The sequence below is a fragment of the Bradyrhizobium sp. USDA 3397 genome (genome assembly GCF_054060965.1).
On the sequence record NZ_JBSSDS010000001.1, the window covers coordinates 8,097,230 to 8,122,110 of the forward strand.

22 protein-coding genes are annotated in these 24,881 nt (G+C 64.9%); 12 read left to right on the forward strand and 10 right to left on the reverse strand.

Features of this window, described 5'->3' with window-relative positions; translation table 11 throughout:
* Positions 1 to 61 precede the first annotated feature (61 nt).
* The 7 genes from ACVWYQ_RS37610 to ACVWYQ_RS37640 all read right to left on the reverse strand — a co-directional run bounded on the left by ACVWYQ_RS37610 (position 62) and on the right by ACVWYQ_RS37640 (position 10,718).
* On the reverse strand, positions 62 to 2,554 hold the full coding sequence (locus ACVWYQ_RS37610) for a GAF domain-containing sensor histidine kinase (RefSeq protein ID WP_404542356.1): 2,493 nt from the start codon (positions 2,552 to 2,554) through the stop codon (positions 62 to 64).
* 104 nt (positions 2,555 to 2,658) lie between these two features.
* A complete protein-coding gene (locus ACVWYQ_RS37615; RefSeq protein WP_404542354.1) occupies positions 2,659 to 4,293 on the reverse strand; it encodes a thiamine pyrophosphate-requiring protein in 1,635 nt (544 codons plus the stop codon).
* A 108-nt stretch (positions 4,294 to 4,401) separates the two neighbouring features.
* Entirely contained in the window at positions 4,402 to 7,239 is a 2,838-nt protein-coding gene (locus ACVWYQ_RS37620) for an ATP-binding protein (protein WP_456727082.1), read from the reverse strand.
* Between the two features lie 226 nt (positions 7,240 to 7,465).
* The gene (locus tag ACVWYQ_RS37625; protein WP_404542349.1) at positions 7,466 to 7,885 is read right to left on the reverse strand and encodes a putative quinol monooxygenase; all 420 of its coding nucleotides are present in this window, start codon (positions 7,883 to 7,885) and stop codon (positions 7,466 to 7,468) included.
* Between the two features lie 77 nt (positions 7,886 to 7,962).
* Positions 7,963 to 8,796: a VOC family protein gene (locus tag ACVWYQ_RS37630; RefSeq protein WP_404542347.1), complete on the reverse strand. Its 834-nt coding sequence runs from the start codon at positions 8,794 to 8,796 to the stop codon at positions 7,963 to 7,965.
* Between the two features lie 97 nt (positions 8,797 to 8,893).
* Positions 8,894 to 9,907 (reverse strand): aldo/keto reductase, encoded by a 1,014-nt coding sequence (locus ACVWYQ_RS37635; protein WP_404542346.1) that lies wholly within the window; start codon positions 9,905 to 9,907, stop codon positions 8,894 to 8,896.
* A 55-nt stretch (positions 9,908 to 9,962) separates the two neighbouring features.
* Entirely contained in the window at positions 9,963 to 10,718 is a 756-nt protein-coding gene (locus tag ACVWYQ_RS37640; RefSeq protein ID WP_275496481.1) for an alpha/beta fold hydrolase, read from the reverse strand.
* 336 nt (positions 10,719 to 11,054) lie between these two features.
* Here ACVWYQ_RS37640 and ACVWYQ_RS37645 point away from each other — a divergent pair, with 336 nt between their 5' ends.
* The 3 genes from ACVWYQ_RS37645 to ACVWYQ_RS37655 all read left to right on the forward strand — a co-directional run bounded on the left by ACVWYQ_RS37645 (position 11,055) and on the right by ACVWYQ_RS37655 (position 13,331).
* Positions 11,055 to 11,990 (forward strand): helix-turn-helix domain-containing protein, encoded by a 936-nt coding sequence (locus tag ACVWYQ_RS37645; RefSeq protein ID WP_404542344.1) that lies wholly within the window; start codon positions 11,055 to 11,057, stop codon positions 11,988 to 11,990.
* Positions 11,991 to 12,256: 266 nt separating this feature from the next.
* The gene (locus ACVWYQ_RS37650; protein ID WP_275496479.1) at positions 12,257 to 12,946 is read left to right on the forward strand and encodes a type 1 glutamine amidotransferase domain-containing protein; all 690 of its coding nucleotides are present in this window, start codon (positions 12,257 to 12,259) and stop codon (positions 12,944 to 12,946) included.
* A gap of 79 nt (positions 12,947 to 13,025) precedes the next feature.
* A complete protein-coding gene (locus tag ACVWYQ_RS37655; RefSeq protein WP_404542342.1) occupies positions 13,026 to 13,331 on the forward strand; it encodes a putative quinol monooxygenase in 306 nt (101 codons plus the stop codon).
* A gap of 803 nt (positions 13,332 to 14,134) precedes the next feature.
* Here ACVWYQ_RS37655 and ACVWYQ_RS37660 read toward each other — a convergent pair.
* The 3 genes from ACVWYQ_RS37660 to ku all read right to left on the reverse strand — a co-directional run bounded on the left by ACVWYQ_RS37660 (position 14,135) and on the right by ku (position 15,855).
* Complete coding sequence (locus ACVWYQ_RS37660; protein ID WP_036005811.1) at positions 14,135 to 14,299, reverse strand: Flp family type IVb pilin; 165 nt, start codon at positions 14,297 to 14,299, stop codon at positions 14,135 to 14,137.
* A gap of 258 nt (positions 14,300 to 14,557) precedes the next feature.
* Positions 14,558 to 14,794 carry a hypothetical protein gene (locus tag ACVWYQ_RS37665; protein WP_128262589.1) on the reverse strand — a complete coding sequence of 79 codons (237 nt, stop codon included), beginning with the start codon at positions 14,792 to 14,794 and terminating at the stop codon, positions 14,558 to 14,560.
* A 59-nt stretch (positions 14,795 to 14,853) separates the two neighbouring features.
* Entirely contained in the window at positions 14,854 to 15,855 is a 1,002-nt protein-coding gene (ku, locus tag ACVWYQ_RS37670) for a non-homologous end joining protein Ku (protein ID WP_271545201.1), read from the reverse strand.
* A gap of 229 nt (positions 15,856 to 16,084) precedes the next feature.
* Between ku and ACVWYQ_RS37675 the strand changes: the two genes are divergently transcribed.
* The 9 genes from ACVWYQ_RS37675 (at position 16,085) to ACVWYQ_RS37715 (ending at position 24,869) form a co-directional block, all read left to right on the forward strand.
* Positions 16,085 to 16,240, forward strand: a complete 156-nt coding sequence (locus tag ACVWYQ_RS37675) for a hypothetical protein (RefSeq protein ID WP_167361642.1) — start codon at positions 16,085 to 16,087, stop codon at positions 16,238 to 16,240.
* Between the two features lie 256 nt (positions 16,241 to 16,496).
* On the forward strand, positions 16,497 to 17,171 hold the full coding sequence (locus tag ACVWYQ_RS37680; protein WP_036005801.1) for a response regulator transcription factor: 675 nt from the start codon (positions 16,497 to 16,499) through the stop codon (positions 17,169 to 17,171).
* 109 nt (positions 17,172 to 17,280) lie between these two features.
* Positions 17,281 to 18,657 (forward strand): sensor histidine kinase, encoded by a 1,377-nt coding sequence (locus ACVWYQ_RS37685; RefSeq protein WP_275509104.1) that lies wholly within the window; start codon positions 17,281 to 17,283, stop codon positions 18,655 to 18,657.
* Between the two features lie 161 nt (positions 18,658 to 18,818).
* Entirely contained in the window at positions 18,819 to 20,219 is a 1,401-nt protein-coding gene (locus ACVWYQ_RS37690) for a hypothetical protein (RefSeq protein ID WP_275496473.1), read from the forward strand.
* A 98-nt stretch (positions 20,220 to 20,317) separates the two neighbouring features.
* The gene (locus ACVWYQ_RS37695; RefSeq protein ID WP_157282472.1) at positions 20,318 to 20,587 is read left to right on the forward strand and encodes a hypothetical protein; all 270 of its coding nucleotides are present in this window, start codon (positions 20,318 to 20,320) and stop codon (positions 20,585 to 20,587) included.
* Positions 20,588 to 20,719: 132 nt separating this feature from the next.
* Positions 20,720 to 21,826: a c-type cytochrome biogenesis protein CcmI gene (ccmI, locus tag ACVWYQ_RS37700; RefSeq protein WP_404542337.1), complete on the forward strand. Its 1,107-nt coding sequence runs from the start codon at positions 20,720 to 20,722 to the stop codon at positions 21,824 to 21,826.
* Positions 21,827 to 21,863: 37 nt separating this feature from the next.
* Positions 21,864 to 22,403, forward strand: coding sequence for a cytochrome c maturation protein CcmE (gene ccmE / locus ACVWYQ_RS37705; protein ID WP_157282474.1), 540 nt, complete (start codon positions 21,864 to 21,866; stop codon positions 22,401 to 22,403).
* On the forward strand, positions 22,400 to 24,382 hold the full coding sequence (locus ACVWYQ_RS37710) for a heme lyase CcmF/NrfE family subunit (protein ID WP_404542332.1): 1,983 nt from the start codon (positions 22,400 to 22,402) through the stop codon (positions 24,380 to 24,382). The genes ccmE and ACVWYQ_RS37710 overlap by 4 nt, the downstream gene beginning before the upstream one ends.
* A 4-nt stretch (positions 24,383 to 24,386) precedes the next feature.
* Entirely contained in the window at positions 24,387 to 24,869 is a 483-nt protein-coding gene (locus ACVWYQ_RS37715; RefSeq protein ID WP_271545196.1) for a cytochrome c-type biogenesis protein, read from the forward strand.
* The last annotated feature ends 12 nt before the right edge of the window (positions 24,870 to 24,881 follow it).

A 24,881-nucleotide genomic window follows, 5' to 3' on the forward strand; every position in this document is an offset into this window, starting at 1 on the left:
AGCAATTGCCGCCGAATGAGCCACGCCAGTTTGCCGAAAGCACCCACCGCGCGATTCAACCTCAGCTATTGTCTGACAGACCACTCTTGCGCGGCAGCACGATCGTGAATTCAGTAAACTTGCCCGGCTCGGTCGCGACGTCGATCCTGCCGCCGTGCTGCTTCACGACGATGTCGTGGGTCATCGACAGCCCGAGGCCGGTGCCTTCGCCGGCTGGCTTGGTGGTGAAGAACGGATTGAACATCTTCTCCTTCACATCGTCGGCAATGCCGGTGCCGTTGTCGCGGATCGCGATCTCGACGTTATCGCCGCGATCGCGCGTCGCCGCGATCACCGTCGGCTCGTAACCGGCGGCACCGTCGGCCTTGCGCCTGATGACCGCGTGGAAGCCGTTCGAGATCAGGTTCAAGAGTACGCGGGTGATTTCCTGCGGATATACTTCGGCGCGTCCGGCCGCGGGATCGAGCGCGCGCTTCAGCGTCACGTGGAAGCCGGGCTTCTCGGCGCGTGCCCCGTGATAGGCGAGGTTGAGGCTTTCTTCGACCAGCGCATTGATGTCGCTCAGTCCATGCTCGCCGCCACCTTCGCGCGAATGCAGCAGCATGTTCTTGACGATGGAATCGGCGCGGCGGCCGTGCTGCACGATCTTGCCGAGGTTGTCCTGCAGAAGCCCGGTCAGCTCGTCGACCTCGCTGCGGACGTTCTCGGGGAGGGGGACCGGCGCGAGCACCTCGTTCAGCTCCTCGGTCAGTTCGGCAGACAACGAGGCGAAATTGTTGACGAAGTTGAGCGGGTTCTTGATTTCGTGCGCGATACCGGCAGTGAGCTGTCCCAGCGACGCCAGCTTCTCGGTCTGGATCAGGCGGTCCTGCGCGGCGCGGAGATCATCGAGCGATTTGGCGAGCTCGCTGGTGCGGGTCGCAACTTCGTTGAACAGGCGCGTGTTCTCGACCGCGATCACGGCCTGGTCGGCAAAAGTTTTGAGCAGGTTGATCGCCTTGTCCGGGAAATGACCGGGCTCCCGCCGCGTGACGGCGATCGTGCCGATCGCAAGGCCATCGCGCAGCATCGGCACCACGAGGATGCTGCGATAGCCCCGTGTTCGCGCCAGCTCCTTCATGGCTTCGGTAAGGTCAGGCTCGTTCTGCATGTCGCTGCGGAAGGCATACTCGCCGCTGCTCGCCACCCGACTGTGAATGCCCGACGAGGACAGCGGCGTCGGAAACGAGCTCAGCAGATCCGCATTGCCGGCCTCATTGTCGGTCGTGAAGGCGGCCAGTTGCAGCATCCCGTCGACGACGCGGGTGACGGTGGAGGAGTGCGCTCCGATCAGCGCCTTGGCGCTGTCGGAAATGGCCTGGAACACCGGCGTGACATCGGACGGTGAAGCCGCGATCACCTTGAGAATGTCGGCAGTCGCAGTCTGACGTTCCAGTGCTTCCTTGGTCGCGTTGAACAGGCTGACATTCTTGATCGCGATCACGGCCTGGTCGGCGAAGGTCTGCAGCAGGCGCACATGATGCTCGGCGAAGTTGCCGATCGCGCGGCGCGTCGCGATGATGATGCCGATGGCTTCGCCTTCGCTCATCAGCGGCGCGAACAGCATGCTGCGATAGCCGCGGGCCCGCGCGATGTCGCGCGCGGCCGGCTCGAGCTCGGTGTCGGGCAATTGCGCCGCGGTACCATTGGCCACCAGCTGGTAGGGCGGAAACTGCGCGAACGGCACCGGGAACGAGGCCTGGAGCACGCGATCGCCCGCGGGATCCGTCGGCGTGAATGCCGCAAGGTGCGCGGCGCCGTCGACATAACGTAGCACCGCGGTGGAGAAGCCGCCGATCAGCCGGTTGGCGTTGGTGGCAATCGCCTCGAATACCGGCTGCACGTCGGACGGAGAGGCCGCCATCACCTTCAGGATATCGGCCGTCGCGGTCTGGCGTTCCAGCGCCTCCTTCGTCTCGTTGAACAGGCGCGCGTTCTCGATCGCGATCACGGCCTGGTCGGCGAAGGTCTGCAGCAGCTCCACGAGGTCGGGCGCGAATGCACCCGTTACCGTGCGTGTGACGCTGATCATGCCGACCGGCACGCCCCGGTTCATCAGCGGCATGAACAGCACGCTGCGGAAGCCGCGCAGCCGCGCCAGCTCCCGGTTCAGTTCAGGGACGTCGGCTGCCTCGCTGTCGGGAAACTGGATCGTCTGGCCGTCGCGCACGAGGCTAAAAGTCGGGAAGTCCGCGATCTTGCGCGGGAACGACGCCTTGAGCCCTGCGTCCGCCTCCGGGTTGGTCGGCGTGAATGCCACGAGGTGAAGCTCGTCGCCGATGAACTGAAGCACGGTCGCGGAGAAGCCGCCGAGCAGGCGCTTTGCGCTGGCGGCGACCGCCGTAAAGACCGGCCGCGCATCGGACGGCGAGGCCGCGATGGTACGCAGGATCTCGGCGCTGGCGCTCTGGCGATCCCGAGCCGTCGCAAGCTCGGCCCGCAGCTGCGCAATCTCGGCGGCGGCCGACCGCAATCGGCGCTCGAGTTCCTCGATTTCCTGCAAAACGGTCGTCATTCCCGGTCCAGCTTGATGCCGCGGCCTGCGCGGCACAGGGCCGGATTATCACAACTTCTGCGGCCGGAGCCAGCGGCTCGCAGCCGTGCCCGCACCGGCTCCGCTCACGTGCCGGGCCGCGACACCTCGGTCTCCTTGGCTGTGATGAACTCCAGCAGCACCGGCACGCCTTCCCTCGTCTTCGCGATGCCGCGCTTGATCGCGGGCACGATGTCTTCCGGCCGCGTCACCCGCTCGCCGTAGCCGCCGAAGGCGCGGGCCATCGCGGCGTAGTCGCCGGAAATGTCGGTCGAGCGATATTTTTCGGTCGAGATCGGCATCACCTTCAGCTCGATCGCCATCGAGAAATTGTTGAGCAGGATCGACATGATCGGGATGCGCTCGCGCACCGCGGTCTCGAAATCCATGCCGGTGAAGCCGATCGCAGCATCGCCCCAGACGTTGATGCAGAGCTTGTCGGGCTTTGCCAGCTTGGCGCCCATCGCAAGACCGAGGCCGTAGCCAAGCTGCGTGGTTTTGCCCCAGCCGAGATAGGTGAGGGGCTCGACCGATCGCCAGAACGGCGAGAGCTGGTCGCGCGGGCTGCCCGCATCGTGGGTGATGATCGTATTCTCGATGTCCACGGTGTGCTGGAGATCCCACAGCACGCGGTAGGGGCTGAGCGGCGCGTCGTTGCTGGTCAGCTTCGGCATCCATTTCGCCAGCCATTCCTTGTGTGAGGCTGCGATCTCGGCCGCGACGGCGGATGCATCGCGATCCGCGGTGACGGTCTTGCCGATCTCTTCCAGCAGCGCGTCGAGCACGAGGCCGGCATCGCCGACCAGCCCGATGTTCGCTTCCACATCCTTGTTAAGATGATTGGGATCGAGCGTCGAATGAATGATGGTCTTGCCCTTCGGCATTGCAATGCCGAAATTGGTCTCGGTGAAGGAGCAGCCGATGCCGAAGATGACGTCGGCCTCGGCCAGAAACTTCGGCACCGCGCGCGGCACTGCGAGGCCGCCGGAGCCGAGCGACAGCGGATGCGTCTCCGGAAACGATGATTTGCCGCCCAAGCTTGTGGTGACGGGGATCGCCAATCGCTCGGCGAGCCGTTTCAGCTGCGGCCAGGCCTGCGCATAGTGTACGCCCTGGCCGGCATAGATCACCGGCCGTTTTGCGTTCACCAGCAGGCTGGCGGCTTCCTTGACGTGAACGGGGTCGGCGCCGTAGCGGGTGCGCAGGACCGGCGTGTAGTTCAGCGGCTCCGGCACTTCCTCGTTCCACATGTCCGAGGGGATCTCGACGATGACGGGCCCGCCGCGGCCGTTCTTCAGCCTGGTGAAGGCGCGGCGGAAGATGTTGACGATTTCGGTCGCGAGGATGATCGGCTCGGACGATTTCGCGAACGGCTTCATCGCCTCGCTGGAATTGAAGTTCGGCTCGATATGCGCCAGCCTGCGCTGATAGCCCATCGGCAGCACCAGCACGGGAACGGATTCGCCGAAGCACTGCGCCACGCCGCCCATCGCATTCTCCGCGCCCGGCCCATGCTGCATGCAGAAGGCTCCGATGCTGCGTCCCGACGTCACCCGCGAGATCGCATCCGCCATGTGGATGCCGACGCGCTCCTGCCGCACCATCACCGGGCGGATCTCGGCCTTGGCCGCGTGCTCGATCAGATGGTTGACCGGATAGCCGCAGAGGATCTCGATCCCCTCGCGCCTCATGATTTCCGCAATGGCGGTGCCGAGCTTCATGGCGTCTCTCTCCTCAGGCTAAGGCCGGTTGATCCGGCTTGTTGGGAGGAGAGGATCAGGAATTTCCGGGAGCGTAAAGCGCGCGCGGCGAACGTGGTGGTAGGCCAGCTATGCGTCGCGAGCGTGTACCGGCGCCATCCCGTGATGGTCGCCGCGACCTTGCGCGGTCGGCCGCAGGCGCTCCAGCAGGCGCTTGGCCGCAAGCAGATCCGGCGTCTCGAAGCCCTCAGTGAACTCGCCATAGATCGGCGAGAGCAGCCGGATAGCCTTGGATTTGCGGCCGGTCGTGCTCCAGTGTGCCGCGAGATCGGTCGCGATCCGCAACTGGAATGTCAGTGCGCCTATGGCGCGCGCTTCGGCGAGGGCCCGCTGGAGCCGCTTTTCGGCGCGCAGCGGCTCGCCGGTGTGGAGAAGGATCGCGGCGTCAACCCTCTGGAGCTCCGCCCGGCACCAGCGCTCGCCCTGGCGTTCCTGATGCTCGATCGCCCGGGTGATGGCTTGGCGCGCTTCCGCGATCCGCCCTTGCGTCAGATAGGCGCGAGCGAGGACCGCGAGATAGCTGCCGATCCGCATCAAGAACCGGCATTCTGTCAGCTCGTCGATTGCGGCTCGAATATCCTCTACCGCGAGCGGATCGCCCCGCAGCTCGCGAAGGCAGGCGGAGAAATAGCGCTCGACCGGAACCCAGCGTGAGATGCGCTCGCGTTCAAGGTTGCGACGCAATCGCTCGGTGTAGCTCGCGAGCCCGTCCAGATTGCCGGTCTCCAGCGCGACAGGAAGTGCGGCGAGCCCGAATGCGTTCGACTGCGACACCCAATGGCCGCTGCGGTCCGCGGCATCGACGGCGTCGCTCGCCAGCCTTGCCGCATATTCGGCTTGCCCTTGCATCCACGCGACGAAGGGCAGGTTGAAGCGGACGGTGATGAACCGGTAGACTTCGTTTGCGTCCTTGCGCGAACGCCCCTCGGCCAGCGAGTAGGTCGCTGCGAGACGGTCGAGAACCGGGCGGCTCTTGTTCAAGTCGCCGGCAAAAGCGCGCGCCCAGGCGAGTGCGCGGTCGGCTTCGGACGTTGCCGTGAGGTCGCGGTCGCGGTCGGCAAGCCCCGTCGCTTCCTCAAGATAGGTTGTAGCGCGCGGGACCTCGCCAATCTGCAACAGGTAGAAGCCAAACCCGACCAGCGCCCGCTGCTGATATTCGATGTTGCCGGCCCGCTTTGCAAAGAGGATGGCATCGAGCCAGGCAATCTCGTTCTCATTTGACATCTTGCGGGCGTAGAACAGGCTCCAGCCAAGGGCGCAGGCGAGTTTTGTCTTCGACAGATCGTCGCACGGGATGGTCTTGGCTAATGCGAGTGCATGCGCCAACCGCGCCTGCGCTTCCGACAGGATCGACGTTTCCGACCACAAGGTGATCGCCGCAACCGTGAGCCTGATCCCGAGCACTGGATCGCCGTGCGCGCCGAACGCCCATGAAAGAGCGGCGCGCAAGTCGGCGATGCGGCCAAGGTAACGCTGGGTCCAATCGGCCGGTTCGCGCCATTTCCACTCCTCTTCGGACTGTTCGAACAGCGTGAGGACACGTTGCGCATGACGGCCTAGCGCCTGGTCGCAGGCAGGATCGGCCCGGCGCCGGTCGCCCGCGTAGCGGCACGTGCTGTCGAGCAGGCGATAGCGGAGGCTTGCGCCATGTGCCTGCGCGCTCAGAAGCGATTTGGCAACGAGACTGCCGAGGCCGGTGACGACGTCGACCGGCGTGAGCCCTGCCGCTTCGGCGACGAAGACCGCGTCCTCGACCTCGAACGCTTCGCTGAACACCGAGAGCAGGCCGAACAGTCTGGCTTCACGCTGCGACAGCAGCCTGAAGCTCCAGTCGATCGTCGCCATCAGCGTTTCATGGCGCGGCGGCGCACCATCGGCGGCGGGAACACGAAAACCCAGATTCTGGTCGAGCAACTCCACCAATTGGCGAGGATTGAACCTGCCGATCTGGGCTGCCGCCAATTCGATCGCCAGCGGGAGGCCGTCGAGCGAGTGGCAGATTGCGGCGACGGCCTCGCAATCGTCATCGACGAATTGGTAGTCCGCCCATTCAGCGGCGCGGCTGACGAACAACTGCACTGCCGGAAACCTGATGGCTTGATCGGCGGTCAGGGCGTGACCGGGTTTGGGTGAGACCAGGGAGCCGAGCCGGACGACATGCTCGGTGGCGGTGCCGAGCGGTTCCCGGCTCGTCGCAAGCAACCTGGACGGCGATGCCTCCGCCATGAACCTACCGGCGAAGATCGTCGTGGCTGGCAGGACGTGCTCGCAATTGTCCAGAATGACCAGCATCTGCCGCGGCCTCAAATAGTCGATGGCCGCAGCCAGGCTGTTGTCCGGATTGCCCCTGATGCCCAGGGCCGTCAGCAGCGCGGCGCCGAACAGCGTCGGGTCGGAGATCGTTGCGAGATCGACGAAGCACACGCCGTCGCGGCACTGTGGCGCAAATGCCTGGGCTACAGCCAAGGCAACCGTCGTCTTGCCGATTCCTCCTGCACCGGCCAGGGTCACGTGCCTGTTGCTGGTCAACAGACCCGTGATTTCGTCGATTTCCGATTCACGACCAACGATGCCACGCAGCAATGGCGGACTGGACGAGGGGACCGGTTCGGCGAGGGCAAGATCGTCGTCGACCTCGCCCATGCTGATCTGCACCTCCGCGATGAACTTGTATCCGCGGCGCGCGACGGTCGCGATGTAGACGGGCTCGATCTGGGTATCTCCCAGTGAACGCCGCAAGCTCCACATGTTGACCTTGAGATTGCTGTCGTGAAGGAAGGTGCCCGGCCAGGCGGCCGCCATCAGCTCAGTCTTGCTGACCAGCTCGCCGCAGCGCTGCACCAGCAGCTGCAAAAGCTCGAATGCGCGTCCACCCAGCTTGACGGGGCGCCCGTTGAGAAGGAGCAACTGGCGGCTGGGGATCAGTCGAAATGGGCCGAAGCAGTAAGTGAGCTCCCGCCGGCCTGTGCCCCGTTGTCGTGTCTCCGTGGCAGCCCGCATTGATCATTGCCAATCGATCGTACCGATCAACTGGTATTATCATGCACTGCAATATTCTTGAAGAGAACCCTTCCGAGTTCGTACGATTTGCCGCAGGGCAATTGCGACAAAACTCTCGCGCGGGACGGTTCGGCTATTTTTTAGGCTTGCCAAGAATGGCCATACGCATGACTTCGACGCCGCCGTCGGCAAGTTCCGGAAGCTTGGCGAACCAATCCTTCACATAAGGCATCGCGTTGTGTGCGTCGAAATCAGCCTGGCTGGCGAACACTTCGTAAAAGATGAAGTGGCCCGGCTTGGCGCGGTCTTCCTGAAGGAAGTAGATCAGGTTCTTGGGATCGCTGCGGACCAGGTCGATCAGCGGCAAGGTGGCGGCGCGCAGCATGTCTTCTTTTCCAGGCTTGGCCCGCACCTGGGCCACCACGGAATATGCACCCTCCGGAATCTCCTGATAGTGCACGCGCGGCGCTTCCTGAGCCAGAGCCGGAAGCGTCGGTGTCGCCGTAGAGGCGATCAGCAGGGCGGCGAGCGAGTTGCGGACGAGAGCTTGCATGGTGAAGTCCTTGACATGTGATTGTATCACCGGGTGACCAGCTGGGGCGCCGACAGCCACCCCCGCCGCACGAGCGTCTAGCGCACGATCTTCTGTTGCCGTTTTGCCAAGGCCTCGCTGAAGCGCTTCTTGACCGGACCGAGCGCCTTGACGAATTCGAGCTGCTCGCCCTCCGGTCCCTTGCAGTAGATCAGCTCCCAGCCGTTGGAAGGTTCGGCGGTCACCCGGTTCGTGTTGGTGTTGCGGGGCGCGGCCTTGCGATCCGCTTCCGTCATGACGCGGATGGTGCGGTTCGCTCTCACCTGCGTCATGCCGCGGCGCGCCGATTCCGCTTCGAGATCGGCAATGAACTTGTTGAAGTCGACATCGTCGCGAACATAGAAGCAGATGTGCATCATGCGCGGGAAAGCAGGGCTCATGTGCTCCACCGGTTCGGCGAAGCTCTTCGCGCCGCCCATGGGCTGATCAGCCTCGCGATATTGCAGCAGCTCGAGCACCATGTTGTCGAACTGGATGAAGCGGACGTCGAGCCGTTGTGCCCCGCTTCGCAAGTCGGGCACGCCAATGGTTCGCGGATTGACCCCGCGTGCGTTCGCCTCGATCTCCTGGTCGGCCAGCAGCGTGTTCTGCACCCCGTCGCCCTGGAAGTCGCCGTGCCGGAACACCTCGGTGCCGCCAAGCACCTCCGTGTAGAACTGGTAGGCCCGCTCCATGTTCTGGACCGTCAGCCCGAAATGCTGGACGCCCTGGAGCCGCGCGCCGAGCGGCGCCTCGTCGCGCTCGGCGTCCTGTGTCGCGGCCCGTGCGTCGACTGCCGTACCGGCGACGAGGCCCGTGACGACGGCGGCGCCGGCGGTGTGAAGCAAGGCGCGGCGACCCATGCCGGTGGGGTGGTCGGTTGCATTTGTCATGCCGTTCTCCTTGATCATTCGGTGGATTGGTCTGCGTTGTCCTGTCGGCTGGAGCAGTGCTTGGCCGGGGCGGCGAATCTGCTGCGCCCCTGCGCTTTCAATCGGCGGCGGGAAGCGGAGCTGCGGGGCTGACCAGCCCCTCGGAGCGGAGCTCGCGCCAGAAGTCAGCGGGGATGGCCTCCTCGAGCGCAGCGCGATCCTCGGCGATGCGGCTCGGGCGGCTCGCACCGGGAATGACGGCGGCGACCACCGGATTGGCGAGCGCGAACTGCAGGCCGGCCGCCTTCATGCGGATGCCATAGCGGTCTGCGATCGCCTTGATCCGCGCCACCTTCTTCAGGATTTCGGGAGGCGCCGGCGCATACTCGAAGTTCGGGCCGCCGACGAGCGCACCAGAACTGTAGGGGCCGCCGACGACGATCGCGAGCTCGTGCTCGGCGACCATGGGCATCACCCGCTGCAGCGCCCTTGCATGGTCGAGCAGCGTGTATCGGCCCGCGAGCAGGAAGCCATCGGGGCGCGGCTCGTCCAGCGCGAGCAGCAGCTCGATCGGCTCGACCCGGTTGACACCGAGTCCCCACGCCTTGATCACGCCCTCGTCGCGCAGCCGGTCGAGCGCTCTGAAGGCGCCCTTGCGGGCGCTTTCGAACACCGAGAGCCACTCGTCGCCGTAGAAATCCTGCGCAACGTCGTGCACGAAAGCGACGTCGATGTGGGAGACCGCGAGCCGCTTCAGGCTGTCCTCGATTGATCGCAACGTTCCGTCCCGTGAATAGTCATTCACGATCCGGTTCGGGCGTCCGTGTCTGAAGACGCCGCCCTTCTCGCCGAAGTCGCGGGCATCGACATCCTCGATCTCGTCCAGGATCAGGCGGCCCACCTTGGTGCTGAGCACGTAGTCGCTCCGCTTGCGGCCGGCGAGCGCGGCGCCGATGCGGATCTCGGCAAGCCCCGCGCCGTAGAACGGCGCGGTGTCGAAATAGCGGATGCCATCGTCCCAGGCTGCGTTGACCGTCGCGAGGGCTTCCTGCTCCGGGATGTCGCGGAACATGTTGCCGAGCGGCGCTGCACCGAAACCCAATTGTCCCTGCAGAACATCTTTGAGGGCCATGTTGCGAGTCCTTGTCTGCGGCAGGAAAGTCCGTCGGTGTGCGGCGCGGCCGATCTCAGTCGGTCGCTGACGTATCTGCGCTTCTGATGAACGCCGCGACTTCGCGCGGATGCGACAGCATCACCGCGTGGCTGCTCTTCATCTCCGTCACCTTCGCGCCCGAGCGCTTGGCCATGGTGCGCTGTGCCGTCGGCGGGATCATGTGATCCTCGCTCGTCACCATGTAATAGGTCGGCTTCGTCTTCCAGGCCACGCGATCGACCTTGGTCTGAACCGCCTGCAATCCCCAGGGCAGCTGCGCCGCGCCCATGAAGCGTGTCGTGGCCGCGTCGACGTCGGCCGCGAAAGAGGTGGGGAATTTTGCGCGGTCGACGAGCAGATAATTGCCCTCGGTGACCAGCGGAGCCTTGTGCTCGCCGGGAGGCACTGGGGCTTCCGCCAGCGTGCTGACGGACTCTCCGGCGTCGGGAGCAAAGGCCGCGAGATAGACCAGGCTGCGAACCTTCGGATTGTCGCCGGCTTCCGTGATGACCATTCCACCATAGGAATGCCCGACGAGAATGACCGGATGCCGCGCCTTGGCGATCACGCGCTCGGTCTCCGCGACATCGTCTCGAAGCGTGATGGTCGGTTGCTGGACGACGAGCACCTCATAGCCCGCCTCCGAGAGGATGCTGTAGGTGTCCTTCCAGCCCGAGCCATCGACGAAGGCGCCGTGCACGAGAACAATCGAAACATTCCTGTCGGCCGCGGCCGCGGGGACGGCGGTTGCGATCGACAACGCGGCAAGCGCGGAGGTAAGCGACTTCATATCAGGCTCCTGTCCTCGACACGGCGACATTGCCGTTGATGCGCCCTTCACTAGCGCACGACCGCATTGCGATATTTCCGATTCCTGCGCGATGACGCACGCATCTTGCTGAGGTGCGACGAGATCAGCTTTCGGAGCCGAACACGCCTGGCTCCAAGCCTTTGCCTTGGCTGGCTTTTACCTCTTTTAACCGCGCCGCCTCTGGACTTCGCTGGCGCGGCTTGTGAGTAATTCGCGGTCGGCGTGGCAGTGACCGGGGCTGCAACTCACCACCGGATGGAATGATCGCTCGCGCGATACGGGGCCGGTGATCGCCGCAACGAAGCGGAAGTCGCAATGGCGCTCGTGACGCATGGAGATCAGAAGTACAAGAACAGCGAGAAGCTCGCTGAGGCCAACGATTGGCCGGGGCTGAGCATCGAGCATCGCAAGTTCGAGGCGGGCCGTCAGGCAACGCCCGTCCCCGTCTGCACCGAGCTCGTCATGCTGCTGTCGGGCGGCGGGACGGTGTGCCGCGCCGGCAACGGCGAAGTCCAGAAAAGCCTCGCGCGTCCGGGCATGAGTTATCTCGTGCCCGTGGGGACGCAGGAGAGCCATCTCGAGCTTTCGGACCGGATGGAATGTCTTCATCTCTATCTGCCGCCGGCGCTGCTGGGCCACAGCGCACTTGCGGATTTCGACATCGATCCCGCAAAGGTCGAGATCGCCTACGCTCACGGTCTGGCGGACCAGGTGCTCTTCCACATCTGCTCGCCGCTTCGCGATCTGCTCCATCGCCCGCGCCAGCCGACCGACGCGCTATTCGTGGAGGGGATCCAGGTCGCCCTCGCGGCGCATCTTCTGGGCAATTACACGATCGACCGTTGGCGCGCGCCCGAGAAGTTGCCGGCGCTCGACCCGCGGCGCCTGCAGCGCGTGCTGGACTATATCGAGGCTTCTCTCGGCAGCGATGTCAGGCTCGAGGATCTGGCGGCCCAGGCCTGCCTCAGCCCCTATCATTTTTCCCGGCTGTTTCGCGAAGCGACCGGGCTGTCGCCGCACCGTTACGTCACCGATCGCCGCGTCCACTCCGCGCGACAGGAGCTCGCGCGTGATCGCTTGTCCCTGGTCGAGATCGCCCTGGAGTTCGGTTTCGGCTCGCAGGCCAATTTCACGCGCGTATTCCGCAAGGCCGCAAATCTCACGCCGGGGCAGTATCGCGAATTGTGCTGCGGCCAGGCCGAGGTGAAATCCGATTGCATCGAAACGGCATTTCGCAGGGATTGCGCATGACGCAGCAGGATTCGGAAATACGGCCCAAGGTGCATCGGGCAGTGCTGTTGCAGCGACCAGGTCGGCGAGAGGACATATCGACATGATCGGGCCGCTCCACGCCACCGGGCAGCTTCGAGGATCACGTCAAGGACATGGCGATGTGGGGAGCGACCGGGCAGCCGTGTCCGAACTGATCGCTCTTTCCCGACAACGAAAATATCCCTCGGCCAGTCGTGGTGTTTCTGGCCCCCTGAATGCAACGGCGTTATCGAACGGAGAAAACCATGACCCAACATGTCCTTTTCATTGTCACCAATGCAGCTGTGATCGGTCCGCATAGTCGCAAGACCGGTTTCTTCTTCGCCGAGGTCGCGCATCCTTTCGAGGTGCTCGACAAGGCCGGGGTCGCGGTGGAGTTCGCGTCGCCGGCCGGGGGGTGGACGCCTTACGATGCGTACGACGAGAAAGATCCGGCTCAGAAGGATTTTCTCGCAAGCAAGGCCTTTCGCCGCTTGAATCACAGCCGCAAATTGTCCGAGGTGGACGCCGCCGACTACGACGCCATCCTGGTGCCCGGCGGTCTTGGGCCGATGGTGGACATCCAGCGCAATGCAGCGGTCCAGAGTGCCGTCGTGCGTGCCTGGAGCACCGGCAAGATCGTCGCTGCTGTTTGTCACGGGCCGTGCGCGCTGCTCGGCGTTGACCTTGGCGATGGCGTTCCGTTCGTGCGCGGCAAGAAGCTCACCTCCTTCTCGAAGAAGGAAGAGTTCGACTACGCCCGCGACGATGTGCCCTACGAGCTCGAGGATGCGTTGAGGGCAGAGGGTGCCGAGTACTCGTCCGCGGCCAACTGGCAACCTCACGTCGTCGTCGATGGCCGGCTCATCACGGGGCAGAACCCTGCCTCCGCCGGAGCGCTGGGAAAAGAGCTGCTGGCCGCCCTCAAGGATAGGAGCAGTGGCGCGAAAATCTGAGGGTTCGCAGTGTACGGAATTCGGGAGGGATGGGCTCGGCATCCGAAGCCGCGCTTACCCTCGCATGAGGAGCTATCGCATGACGCAATCGCCGTCCAAGATTACGGCTATCCTCGTTGCTCGCCCGGGCACGTCCGCTGAACTCAGCGCGTTGCTTGTCGGTATGGCTCCGCATTCCAGGGCTGAGCCTGGCAACCTGCGTTGGGATGTCTGGCGCGACATATCGAACGAAGATCGCTACGTACTCGACGAGCTGTACCGCGACGTTGCGGCCGTCGAAGCTCACCGAGCCTCGCCGCATTACCAGGCTTACCTCGCCAAAATTCCCGAGCTGGCTAATCGGACGGCAGTGGTCTTGGAAGCGGTCGAGGTTGGGGACAGGTGAACGGCGTCAGCGAATCTTCGAAGTCACCGGATCCCTATTTGCAGCAGGACTATCGCATTTGGGAGTTTTTCCCCGCGGCCATCCTTCGAGACGCCCACGTTAGGAGGGCTCCTCAGGATGAGGGCGGGGTGCGCGGCAGCAATTTCAACGAGCATTGATGCCGATTAGCCTCATCCTGAGGAGGCGCGTAAGCGCCGTCTCGAAGGAGGAGGCGTGCGCGCAGGCCGCCGCGACAAGTCATATACGATTGCCCTGCTATTTGCAGTTCTTGCAGATCATCAGTTTTCGCTTCAACGCCCCATCTTCCTGATCGAGGCCGTCTGCATCTGGATTGGACCTGGCGTCTCCCGCTGCGCGTGAACGTACAGGTGGCGTCACGCGGCTCGGGGTGTCAACGTCATCGACGGTGCCGACGCTGAAGCCATCGTAGTCGGCGGCTGGGTTCCGCATCGGTTGCGCCCCGCCAATCACGGAAGGCTCTCTGCTGGACGCCGCCGGCGGAGGTCCGTTTGTCGTCACCGGCGCAGGCCTGCTGGCACTCGGGCGTGGCGGCGATGCATCGGGCGGAGCCAGCGAAACCGGCGGCGCGACCGAAGTCTGGCCTCTCGCGCCGTCGTGCGACCAGGCGGCGACAAGCACGAGGCTGAGAGCCAGGAGCATCACGCTTCTCATCGGCATCCTCTCGGCAGCGCTGGTTGCTCGATCGACAGCATGGCCCGTCGAGCCCACTCCGCCGAAGAATATCAGCACCGAGTGGGCCGTGAAAGCGCCGTCTAGCGGACGCGGGCCAGCTCGGCCGGCGGTTACTTCATCGCGGTGCTGACCGAGTTGAACTTGTTGTTGAGCAGCGCAGCGCCCGTGCTGTTGACGATGGTCACGATTGCCAGAGCGATCCCAGCAGCGATCAGGCCGTACTCGATTGCGGTTGCGCCATTCTCATCGGCAAGGAAGGACCTAAGCAGACGCATTGCCAACTCCTGTTCATCCGATCCGATGGATGGTCGCGTCGTTATCGGACTTGCAAATCGATCGAACAAATCTTCGAGCGCGCCAAAACGCGGCGATCGCACCTTAGCTCGTACGACGGCATTCATTAAATTAGGGTTCCGTCGATCCGTTCAAATGAAGTCAAACCGACAGCCCGGTGCATTGCCCCATTGGCTTGGCCGCTTAACCGATTGTTGAGCCTGTTCGTTAACGAATAGGCAAGGATGTCTCGATCGCGCTCATCCGCGCCGGCCGTCCGCATTCAGCGCCCGCAACATCGCGATGCGGGCGAACATCACCCAGCCGCCGCCGGTCTCGGCCGCATTGATCAAGGTCTCGATCGCCGTCTGCCAATGCGCTTCGTGCTGGGCGTCCTCGGGCAGCTCCATGATGTAGTCGGCGGCTTCTTGAAGCGTGAGCAGCTTGCGCTTGTTGCTCACGCGGACGGGATCGTCGAAGGTCGTCGACCAGGGCATGTCAGGCCGGCCGGTCGGCGAGGGAAGACATCACGGCGTGATCGCGGGGTGTGGTGCTGTTAGCCGGCCTTCTTTGCCCGCGCCGGCGCGCGCACCGGCTTGTCGGCGGCCTTCTTCGGCGTGGTCGCAGCCCTCGCCGCAGCTTCCTTGCCGCCCTTGCCCGATATCGGCAGCAGCATCTCGCGCTGGCCCTCGACGCGCTTCTTCGGCTTCTTGGCCTTGGTGTCCTTGGCGGTCTCCTTGGCCGTGTCCCTGGCGACCTTCGCCGCGGGCGCCGCGTCCTTCTCGTTCGCGATGCTCTTCTTCAGCGCGTCCATCAAGCTGATGACGTTGCCGCCGGTCTTCGGTGCGGCCTTGGCGGTGATCGGCATGCCGCTGCGCTTCTTGTTGATGAGATCGATCAGAGCGGTCTCGTAATGATCCTCGAACAGCTCGGGCTCGAACGCGCCGGACTTCTTCTCGACGATGTGCTTGGCGAGGTCGAGCATGTCCCTCGTCAGCTTCACGTCCTGGATGTCGTCGAAATATTCCTTCTCGCTGCGGACCTCGTAAGGGTAGCGCAGCAGCGTGCCCATCAGCCCGTTCTCGAGCGGCTCCAGCGCGATAATGTGCTCGCGGTTGGTCAGCACCACGCGGCCGATCGCGACCTTGTCCATGCTGCGGATGGTCTCGCGGATCACCGCATAGGCGTCGTGGCCGACCTTGCCGTCCGGCACGAGGTAGTAGGGGCGGATCAGATAGCGGTTGTCGATGTCGGCCTTGGGCACGAACTCGTCGATCTCGATCGTGTGGGTGGAATCGAGCGCGATGTCGTCCAGCTCGTCCTTGGTGACCTCGATATAAGTGTCGGTGTCGACCTTGTAGCCCTTGACGATGTCCTCGGAGGTCACCTCGTCGCCGGTCTCGGCATCGACCTTGAGATACTTGATGCGGTGGCCGGTCTTGCGGTTGATCTGGTTGAACGAAACCTTCTCCGTATCCGAAGTGGCCGGATAGAGCGCGACCGGGCAGGTCACGAGCGACAGACGCAGAAAACCCTTCCAATTGGCGCGGGGGGCCATGGGCTACTCCAGACGCAACAGCGGACAAGCTTTGAGGATACCATCGCCCAGTTGCGAATCATAGCAACCGCCGGCGCGGAATCTTGCAACGGCGTTAATCGCCGCCTGCGCCGTGTTTGCCGGGCGGACCCATGGACCGGAACATCGCCCGAGATGACGCGTTGCCCCGGCAATTCATCGCCGAGGAGGTCGCGGCCATCCGACGCGACAGCCACAGATCGAGGTCACCATGGCAACCAGGCGAGAGCAGAACCGGATCGTTGAAACTCCGACCGAGGCGCGCCAGGGCGAGCCCGGACCTTCGGTGGCGGCGCTGCTCGCCATCTCGACCGGGCTTGCGATCCTGATCCTCGCCGTCGTCTGGTTCGTGTTCTTCCGGACCTGACGGCCGGATCAGCACGCCGGCACCTTCCGGCTCGCCGCGCGATGCGGCACGTTGCGCCCACCATGCCGCCGGCTCCTCCGGCGGCATGGTGGGCGCAGTCGCATTTGCGCGCGCCAAGTCGTATATGGCCCGGCCGTATATGACCAAAAAGTAACGTAGCCCGGTTCCCTGCGTTCATATTCAGTTCACGCCGGAATTGCTCATCTGTGGCGGTGTTCATGTCGCCTGTTCTTGCAGCCTATCCTTGGAGAGAAGCGTGCGCCTGCTCGTTGTTGAGGACGACCCCGATCTCAATCGCCAGCTCACCAAGGCGCTGACCGACGCCGGCTATGTCGTCGATCGGGCTTTCGACGGGGAGGAGGGGCACTATCTCGGCGACAACGAGCCGTATGACGCCGTGGTGCTCGATATCGGCCTGCCGAAGAAGGACGGCATCTCGGTGCTGGAAGCCTGGCGCCGCAACGGCCGCACCATGCCGGTCCTGATCCTCACCGCACGCGACCGCTGGAGCGACAAGGTGCAGGGCTTCGATGCCGGCGCCGACGACTACGTCGCAAAGCCGTTCCACCTCGAGGAGGTGCTGGCGCGCATCCGCGCCCTGCTGCGCCGCTCCACCGGCCATGCCCAGAGCGAATTGACCTGCGGCCCGGTGACGCTCGACACCCGAACCGGCCGGGTCAGCGTGTCGGGCAATCCCATCAAGATGACCTCGCACGAATATCGGCTTCTGGCCTACTTGATGCACCATTCCGGGCGGGTGGTCTCGCGCACCGAGCTGGTCGAGCATCTCTACGACCAGGATTTCGACCGCGACTCCAACACCATCGAGGTCTTCGTCGGCCGCATCCGCAAGAAGCTCGACGTCGACATCATCCAGACCGTCCGCGGTCTGGGCTATCTCCTGACCCCGCCGCCGGCCCCGGGCGCCTGAGGCGTTCCGGCCTTTGAAGTATCTTGGCTTGACGGGAGGCCGAACAGGGCCCTTGGTCCGGTCATGACGTCCGACCACCTGCCATCCAGCGCCGCCCGGGATCATTCCGATGGCCGCTAGCTCGCTTGCGAACCGACTGTTCCTGTCGGCGACCGCCTGGCTCGTGGTGATCCTGGCCATCACAGGCGTGGTGCTGTCGTCGGTCTACAAGAACGCCACCGAGCGCGCCTTCGACCGCCGGCTCAATCTCTATTTGCGCACCCTCATCGCCGAGGTCGCAACGCCCGACGAGCCGCCGGACCGCCAGTTCCAGTCGCTTGGCGAGCCCCTGTTCGACCTGCCGCTGTCCGGCTGGTACTGGCAGATCACGCGGACCGACACCGAAAAGCCGGAGGTGCGCTCCTCGCGCTCGCTTTGGGACAAGAAGCTACCGAAGCTCGAAGAGCAGGGTGCCGAGCTCACCGCCGCCGGCATCCGCCTCGCCTATGTCGACGGGCCGGAAGGGCAGAATCTGCGCATGGTGGAACGGCCGGTCGATCTCGGTGCCGACGGCAAATTTCTGGTCAGCGTCGCCGGGGACGATACCGAGATTTTCGACGAGACACGCAGCTTCGACTACTATCTCGGCGGCACCTTCACGGCGCTCGGCATCGTGCTGCTGCTGACGACCGTGTTCCAGGTCCGTTTCGGCCTTGCACCGCTCAAGCGCATCTCGGACGCGATCGCCGACATCCGCTCCGGGCGGGCGGAACGGCTCGAGGGTGAATTCCCGGTCGAGATCGCGCCGCTGGCGCGCGAGACCAACGCGCTGATCGACGCCAATCGCGAGATCGTCGAGCGAGCGCGCACCCATGTCGGCAATCTCGCTCATGCGATCAAGACGCCGCTTTCGGTCATCGTCAACGAAGCCAGCGCGCATGCCGCCGATCCGTTCGCGGAGAAGGTGATGGAGCAGGCGGATGTGATGCGCGACCAGGTCGCCCATCATCTGGAGCGCGCCCGCATCGCGGCACGGGTCTCGGTGGTCGCGACCGTGACGGAGGTGGCGCCTGCCATCGAGGGACTGCGGCGGACCATGGAGAAGATCCATCGCGACCGCGGCATCGCGGTCGAGGCCAAGGCCGATCCATCCGCCAAGTTCCGGGGCGAGCGGCAGGATCTTGAGGAGATGGTCGGCAATCTCGTCGACAATGCCTGCAAATGGGCGGCCTCGCGCGTCCTCATTGATGTCCTCGTCGAGCCGCCACAGCGGGCCGGCGCCGGCCCGCGTTTGCGGGTCATCGTCGACGACGATGGCCGCGGCCTGTCGGAAGCCGAGCGCGCCCAGGTCGCCCGGCGCGGCCAGCGCCTCGACGAGTCCAAGCCCGGGTCGGGACTGGGGCTGTCGATCGTGACCGACCTCGCGGCCCTCTATGGCGGCAGCCTTTCGCTCGGCAGCGCCCCGACTGGGGGTCTGCGCGCCGAGCTGGTTCTTCCCGGACTATAATCCCTTGTTTCGACGACAATTTCCGGCGCGGCTGAGGCTCCTCGAGCGAAGCATGGGAGGCATTCGAGGCAGCTTCCTAAACGGCTTCTTAAGTGGGGACCCCCTATGATCGCGTCGGACCCATCCCATGTCCGCCATTTTACCGTGCATTACCCGGGCGCATGAGCCAGACATCGATCGAGCGGCTGAGGGAATATCTCGCGCAGCTCCCGCCGCAGTCGCAGGCACTGCTGATGCGGGAGTTCGAGCGTGCGCTGGAGCGCGGCCAGGACACGGCGGTGGCCACCCTCGTGCTCGAGCAGCTGCGCAAGATCGTCCGCAAGAGCGAGGCCGACGAGGCTTTGCCGCCGCGCACGGACGATCTGTCGCGGCTCCTATTCCAGGTGTTGGAACCGTTCCTCGTCGAAGCGGGCACTCCTGTCAGGGCCGGCCAGATTCGCCGCTCCTCGCTGCAGCCGATCTGGCAGTGGCTTGGCCGTGACGGCGCACCGGACAAGGTGAACGAATTCGAGGCGGCGCTGGCGCGCATGCCGGCGGACAGTGCTGGGCAGGTCGAAGCCCTGGCGCAGAAGCTTCAGGCCGTGGCCGCGGATGCGATCTTCGAGCTGACGGGGCCGGGCGGCGGCGACAAGTCCCGGGCGCTGGCCCGGGTCGGACCGCCCAACGTGATCGAGGATCTCTATTCGATCGGTGCGGTGCTCCAGGTCCGGGACGCCATTGCGACATTGAACGAGAAACTGCCGCGCACCTTGCGGGCCTTCGGGGATTCCCAGATCGCCTCGGTGACGTCGGCGCTCAACATTCCGGCGCTTCAGACGCCGCAGATGCTGCCTTTCGCCTTGTCGATCGTCGTGCAGCGGATGACCGCGCCCTGGCAGATCATCCGCCTTGCGGTCAAGATAGCGGCGTCCGATGACGAGATCCGCGTCGCGGCGACGCCCTACGGTATGGCCGTCACGATGGCCCTGCATGATCTGTCCTGCGTCGCCGCGGTCCTGCGCATGGACATCAAGCGCGGCCATTTCGACCATGTCGCCGGCAACCTCAAGACGCTGCACGACGGCGTGCGCGGACTGCGCACCGAGCTCGACCTGCGCAACGATTCGGCCTGGGGCAAGCAACTGACCTCGATCCGGGCCGACATCTCCAATGCGCTGCAGTCCGAGATCGACAGCGTTCCCGGCCGCGTCCGCCGCATCCTGCGCCAGCGCCCCGAAAAGGACATTCCGCCGGGCGCGCGGATCGACAGCACCGAAGTCGAGGAAACGGTGGCACTGATCGACTTCGTCGCGACGTGCCGCAACTATGCGAGCGAGCTTGCGATCAACGAGGTGACGCTGCGTACCTTCTCCGATCTCCAGCAATATGTGGAACGGTCGACCGAGCAGCTGGTGCAGTCGCTGCGTGCCGCCGATCACAAGGTCCGCACCTATCGGCAGCAGCAGGTGCAGGCCGCGATCCGCTTCTGCCAGGTGCTGTTCGGCGACGATTACGCCTCATTGATGAGCCGGGCCGCCGAAAATGCACTCACGGGCGAGCGCAAATCGTCGCGCGCAGGCTGATCGGCGCGCATTTTTTCTGATCACAATTTTAAGTTGACGACGCCGATGGCGCACCGTACTTTCGCAGTGCAAGTCTGGAAATTTCCATCTGTAGACGCATGAAACCGGTCATCAGCTCGATTGAAATTGAGAACCGCGTCCTCGTTGCCAAGTATCAACGGCTGATGGTTGGAGCCAAGGTGGTGCTGGTCGAGAAGGCCAGCGATCGGCAGCTGCCTGAGACCGCCACCAGGGTTGCATCTCGGGTTCCGGTCGGAGCGCTGCGCATCAGATTGCCGGATGCAATCAAGCCCGGAACATACTTCCTGAAGGCCTTCGACGGGCACGGCGAGCAGGCCGCGCAAAGTATCGACTTCGAGATCGGCTAAGCCGTTGGATTTTCACCTTTTCGGGACGACCTGCGGGTAGCGCCGCCTTGACAATTGTCAATTGCCGCATCCTCCGGCCGTGGTGTAAAGGCACCTACAGGCGCGGTTCGGGCGCCGCCGGAAGCTTGCCAGATGACGCTATGGTTCGTGTTCGCGCTGATGACGGTCGCGGCGATTTTCGCCGTGCTCTGGCCGCTTGGCCGCACCAGCCGCGCGCAGGATCAGGGCAGCGAGGTCGCGGTCTACAAGGACCAGCTGGCCGAGATCGAGCGTGATCTCGTCGCAGGGTTGATCTTGGCGCCGGAGGCCGAGGCTGCGCGCGTCGAGGTCAGCCGCAGGCTGCTCGCGGCGGCGGCCAGCGAGCCGGCAACGGCGCCGAAGTCGAACCTCAAATGGCGCCGTGCGGCGGCCGTGCTGGCGCTTGCCGGACTGCCGCTCATCGCGGCCGGCGTCTACATGCCGCTCGGCTCGCCCCGGCTGCAGGACTTTCCCCTTGCGCAGCGGGAGCGCGGGGGTGGCATGGCGCAGTCGCTCGAGAACCTCGTCGTGCAGGTCGAGCAGCATCTGGAGAAGAATCCGACGGACGGGCGCGGCTGGCACGTGCTCGCGCCGGTTCTGGAGCGGCTCGGCCGCTTCGACGACGCGGTGCGCGCCTATCACAACTCGCTCACCTACAATGGCGAAAGCGCGGAGCGCAGGTCCGATCTCGGCGAAGCGATCTCGGCTGCCGCCGGCGGCGTGGTGACCGCCGAGGCCAAGGCCGAATTCGAGCGCGCGCACGCCTTGAACGCCGACGATCCCAAGGCGAATTACTTTCTGGGCCTTGCCGCCGAGCAGGACGGCCGCAAGGACGACGCGACCAACATCTGGCGTGCGCTGCTTGCGAAAGCGCCGGCGGATGCTCCGTGGCGTGCCCTGGTGCAGTCCTCGCTGGCGCGGGTCGGTGGGGGCGGCACGCTGCCGGCGCTGTCCGACGAGACGATTGCTGCCTCCAAGGACATGGCCGAAACCGATCGCAACGCGATGGTGCGCGGCATGGTCGACCGTCTGGCGACGCGGCTGAAGCAGAACGGCGACGATGTCGAGGGCTGGCTGCGTCTGGTGCGCGCCTATCTGGTGATGGGCGAGCGGGACAAGGCAATGGGCGCTTCGGCCGATGCCCGGCAGGCGGTTGCCAGCAACGCCGAGCGGCTGCGCCAGCTCAACGAAGGCCTGAAGACTCTCGGGATCGGCGGATGATGATTTCGGGACGAGAGATGCGGAGAACGGATACGCCATGACGCGCAAGCAGCGACGTATGACCATCATCGGCGGATCGCTCGCCGTGCTCGCGCTCGCGGCCGCGCTGGTGCTCAACGCGCTACGCGACTCCATCGTGTTCTTCTCGACCCCGACCATGGTCGCCGAGAAGCATGTCGAGCCCGGCAAGCGGTTTCGCCTCGGCGGCTTGGTGCAGCCCGGCTCGCTCCAGCGCGGCGACAATCTCGCGGTGACGTTCGAGGTCGCCGACGGCAACGCCAAGCTGCCGGTCGCCTTCAAAGGCATTCTGCCCGACCTATTTCGCGAAGGGCAGGGCGTCGTCGCGGAAGGCGCACTCGATGCCAACGGCGTGTTCAAGGCCGATACCGTCCTTGCCAAGCACGACGAGACCTACATGCCCAAGGACGTCGCCGATGCCCTGAAGAAGCAGGGGCACTGGAAGGACGATTACGGTGCCCAAGGCTCCGGCGCCCAAGGCTCCGGTACCCAAGCCTCCGGTGCCGCCAAACCCGCGGCGACGACCGCGCAAGGCAATCCGCAGGGAGCGGTGCGGTGATCGCGGAATCAGGACATTACGCGCTGGTGCTGGCGCTCGCCCTCGCACTGATCCAGTCCGTCGTGCCGCTGGTCGGCGCGCGCCTTGGCGACGCCGCCCTGATGAACGTGGCGCGCTCGACCGCACTGGCGCAGCTGCTGTTCGTCGGCGCCTCATTCACGGCGCTGGTGATGCTGCACGTGAACTCGGATTTCTCCGTCGCCAACGTCTACGAGAATTCCCACTCGATGAAGCCGCTGCTCTACAAGATCACGGGCGTGTGGGGGAACCATGAAGGCTCGATGCTGCTGTGGGTGTTGATCCTCGCGCTGTTCGGCGGCTTGGTCGCGAGCTTCGGCAACAATCTGCCGCTCTCGCTGCGCGCGCATGTGCTGGCTGTGCAGGCCTGGGTCGCCAGCGCGTTCTACCTCTTCATCCTGATGACATCGAACCCGTTCCTGCGCATCGCCAGCCCGCCGATCGAGGGACGCGATCTCAATCCCGTGCTCCAGGACATCGGTCTCGCCGTCCATCCGCCGATGCTCTATCTCGGCTATGTCGGCTTCTCGATCTCGTTCTCATTCGCGATCGCGGCCCTGATGGAGGGACGGATCGATGCGGCCTGGGCGCGCTGGGTGCGGCCCTGGACGCTGGTCGCCTGGATCTTCCTGACCCTCGGCATCGCCATGGGCTCGTACTGGGCCTATTATGAGCTTGGCTGGGGCGGCTGGTGGTTCTGGGATCCGGTGGAGAACGCTTCGCTGATGCCTTGGCTTGCCGGCACCGCGCTCTTGCATTCGGCGCTGGTGATGGAGAAGCGCAACGCGCTGAAGGTCTGGACTATCCTGCTCTCGATCCTGACCTTCTCGCTGTCGCTGCTCGGCACCTTTCTGGTGCGCTCGGGCGTCATCACCTCGGTGCACGCCTTCGCCACCGATCCGACCCGCGGCGTATTCATCCTCTTGATCCTGTGCCTGTTCATCGGCGGCAGCCTGTCGCTGTTCGCGGGCCGCGCCACCTCGCTGAAGCAGGGCGGCCTGTTCGCACCGATCTCGCGCGAGGGCGCGCTGGTGCTTAACAATCTGCTGCTCACGGTGGCCTGCGCCGTGGTGCTGTTCGGCACGCTCTATCCGCTCGCGATGGAAATGCTCGCCGATTTCAAGATGTCGGTCGGCGCCCCCTTCTACAATCTGAGCTTCGCGCCGCTGTTCGCGCTGCTTCTGCTCGCGGTGCCGTTCGGGCCGATGCTGGCGTGGAAGCGCGGCGACCTGCTCGGCGTGATGCAGCGCCTGCTCGCGGCCGGGGTTGCCGGGCTGGTCGTGGTCGCCATCGTCTGGGCCTGGGTGCGGGGCGGCAGCGCGCTGGCGCCGCTCGCGATCGGGCTCGGCGTCTTCGTCATCGCCGGCGCGGTCACCGACCTCGGCGAACGGACGGGCCTGGTGCGCCTGCCGTTCGCAACGGTGCTGCACCGGGCGCGCGGCCTGCCGCGCTCGGCGTGGGGCACCGCGTTCGCGCATGCCGGCCTCGGCGTTGCGCTGATCGGGATCGTCTGCGAGACCACCTGGAACAGCGAATACATCGCGACCATGAAACCGAACGAGACTGCCCATATCGCCGGCTACGATCTGAAGCTCGACGGGCTGTTTCAACGCCAGGGCCCGAACTACCGCGAGATGATTGCCGAATTCAACGTCAGCAGCGACGGCAAGACCATCACGGTGATGACGCCTTCGAAGCGCAGCTTCACCACCCGCGGCTCCTCGACGACGGAGGCCGCGCTGTTGACCAGCGGCGCGAGCCAGCTCTACGTCTCGCTCGGCGACGCCACCGCCGAAGGCGCCATCGCCGTGCGCATCTATCACAAGCCGCTGGTTCTCCTGATCTGGTGGGGGCCGGTGCTGATGGCGCTCGGCGGCGTGCTCTCGCTCTCCGACCGCCGCCTGCGGGTCGGCGCGCCGAAGCCGGCGCGGGCCAAGCAGCGCCTCCAGCCCGCGGAATGATCCGATGCGCCGGATGATGGCCGCCTTCGTCGCCTTGCTGCTGCTGGCGTTGCCGGCGGCCCACGCTGTCCAGCCCGACGAGATCATGCCGGATCCGGTGAAGGAATCGCGCGCGCGCGAATTGTCGCGCGAGCTTCGCTGCATGGTTTGCCAGAATCAGTCGATCGACGATTCCGATGCGCCGCTGGCACGCGATCTCAGGCTGCTGGTGCGCGAGCGCATCGCGGCCGGCGACAGCAATTCGCAGGTGCTCGATTTCCTGGTGGCGCGCTACGGCGAGTTCGTGTTGCTCAAACCGCGCTTCGAGCTGCAGACCCTGCTGCTGTGGCTGCTCGGGCCGGTGCTGCTGATCGGCGGCGGCCTGGCGCTGTGGCTGCAGATCCGCCGCCGCTCGGGAAGGGGTGCCGACGTACCGCCTCCGCCGCTCACGGCGGAGGAGAAGGCGCGGCTTGCGGCCTTGATGTCGGACGAACCCAAATCGCCCTGAAGCCGTCTACGT

Excerpts from the sequence above, each read along its gene's own strand:
- ACVWYQ_RS37665 (WP_128262589.1), bottom strand. The coding sequence starts at position 14,794 with ATGCCCTGGTCGACGACCTTCGACGATCCCGTCCGCGTGAGCAACAAG.
- ACVWYQ_RS37660 (WP_036005811.1), bottom strand. The coding sequence starts at position 14,299 with ATGCGTCTGCTTAGGTCCTTCCTTGCCGATGAGAATGGCGCAACCGCA.
- ACVWYQ_RS37615 (WP_404542354.1), bottom strand. The coding sequence starts at position 4,293 with ATGAAGCTCGGCACCGCCATTGCGGAAATCATGAGGCGCGAGGGGATC.
- ACVWYQ_RS37610 (WP_404542356.1), bottom strand. The coding sequence starts at position 2,554 with ATGACGACCGTTTTGCAGGAAATCGAGGAACTCGAGCGCCGATTGCGG.
- ACVWYQ_RS37715 (WP_271545196.1), top strand. The coding sequence starts at position 24,387 with ATGCGCCGGATGATGGCCGCCTTCGTCGCCTTGCTGCTGCTGGCGTTG.
- ACVWYQ_RS37630 (WP_404542347.1), bottom strand. The coding sequence starts at position 8,796 with ATGACAAATGCAACCGACCACCCCACCGGCATGGGTCGCCGCGCCTTG.
- ACVWYQ_RS37635 (WP_404542346.1), bottom strand. The coding sequence starts at position 9,907 with ATGGCCCTCAAAGATGTTCTGCAGGGACAATTGGGTTTCGGTGCAGCG.
- ACVWYQ_RS37625 (WP_404542349.1), bottom strand. The coding sequence starts at position 7,885 with ATGCAAGCTCTCGTCCGCAACTCGCTCGCCGCCCTGCTGATCGCCTCT.
- ACVWYQ_RS37650 (WP_275496479.1), top strand. The coding sequence starts at position 12,257 with ATGACCCAACATGTCCTTTTCATTGTCACCAATGCAGCTGTGATCGGT.
- ACVWYQ_RS37645 (WP_404542344.1), top strand. The coding sequence starts at position 11,055 with ATGGCGCTCGTGACGCATGGAGATCAGAAGTACAAGAACAGCGAGAAG.
- ACVWYQ_RS37685 (WP_275509104.1), top strand. The coding sequence starts at position 17,281 with ATGGCCGCTAGCTCGCTTGCGAACCGACTGTTCCTGTCGGCGACCGCC.
- ACVWYQ_RS37690 (WP_275496473.1), top strand. The coding sequence starts at position 18,819 with ATGAGCCAGACATCGATCGAGCGGCTGAGGGAATATCTCGCGCAGCTC.
- ACVWYQ_RS37640 (WP_275496481.1), bottom strand. The coding sequence starts at position 10,718 with ATGAAGTCGCTTACCTCCGCGCTTGCCGCGTTGTCGATCGCAACCGCC.
- ACVWYQ_RS37675 (WP_167361642.1), top strand. The coding sequence starts at position 16,085 with ATGGCAACCAGGCGAGAGCAGAACCGGATCGTTGAAACTCCGACCGAG.
- ccmI (WP_404542337.1), top strand. The coding sequence starts at position 20,720 with ATGACGCTATGGTTCGTGTTCGCGCTGATGACGGTCGCGGCGATTTTC.
- ACVWYQ_RS37655 (WP_404542342.1), top strand. The coding sequence starts at position 13,026 with ATGACGCAATCGCCGTCCAAGATTACGGCTATCCTCGTTGCTCGCCCG.
- ccmE (WP_157282474.1), top strand. The coding sequence starts at position 21,864 with ATGACGCGCAAGCAGCGACGTATGACCATCATCGGCGGATCGCTCGCC.
- ku (WP_271545201.1), bottom strand. The coding sequence starts at position 15,855 with ATGGCCCCCCGCGCCAATTGGAAGGGTTTTCTGCGTCTGTCGCTCGTG.
- ACVWYQ_RS37695 (WP_157282472.1), top strand. The coding sequence starts at position 20,318 with ATGAAACCGGTCATCAGCTCGATTGAAATTGAGAACCGCGTCCTCGTT.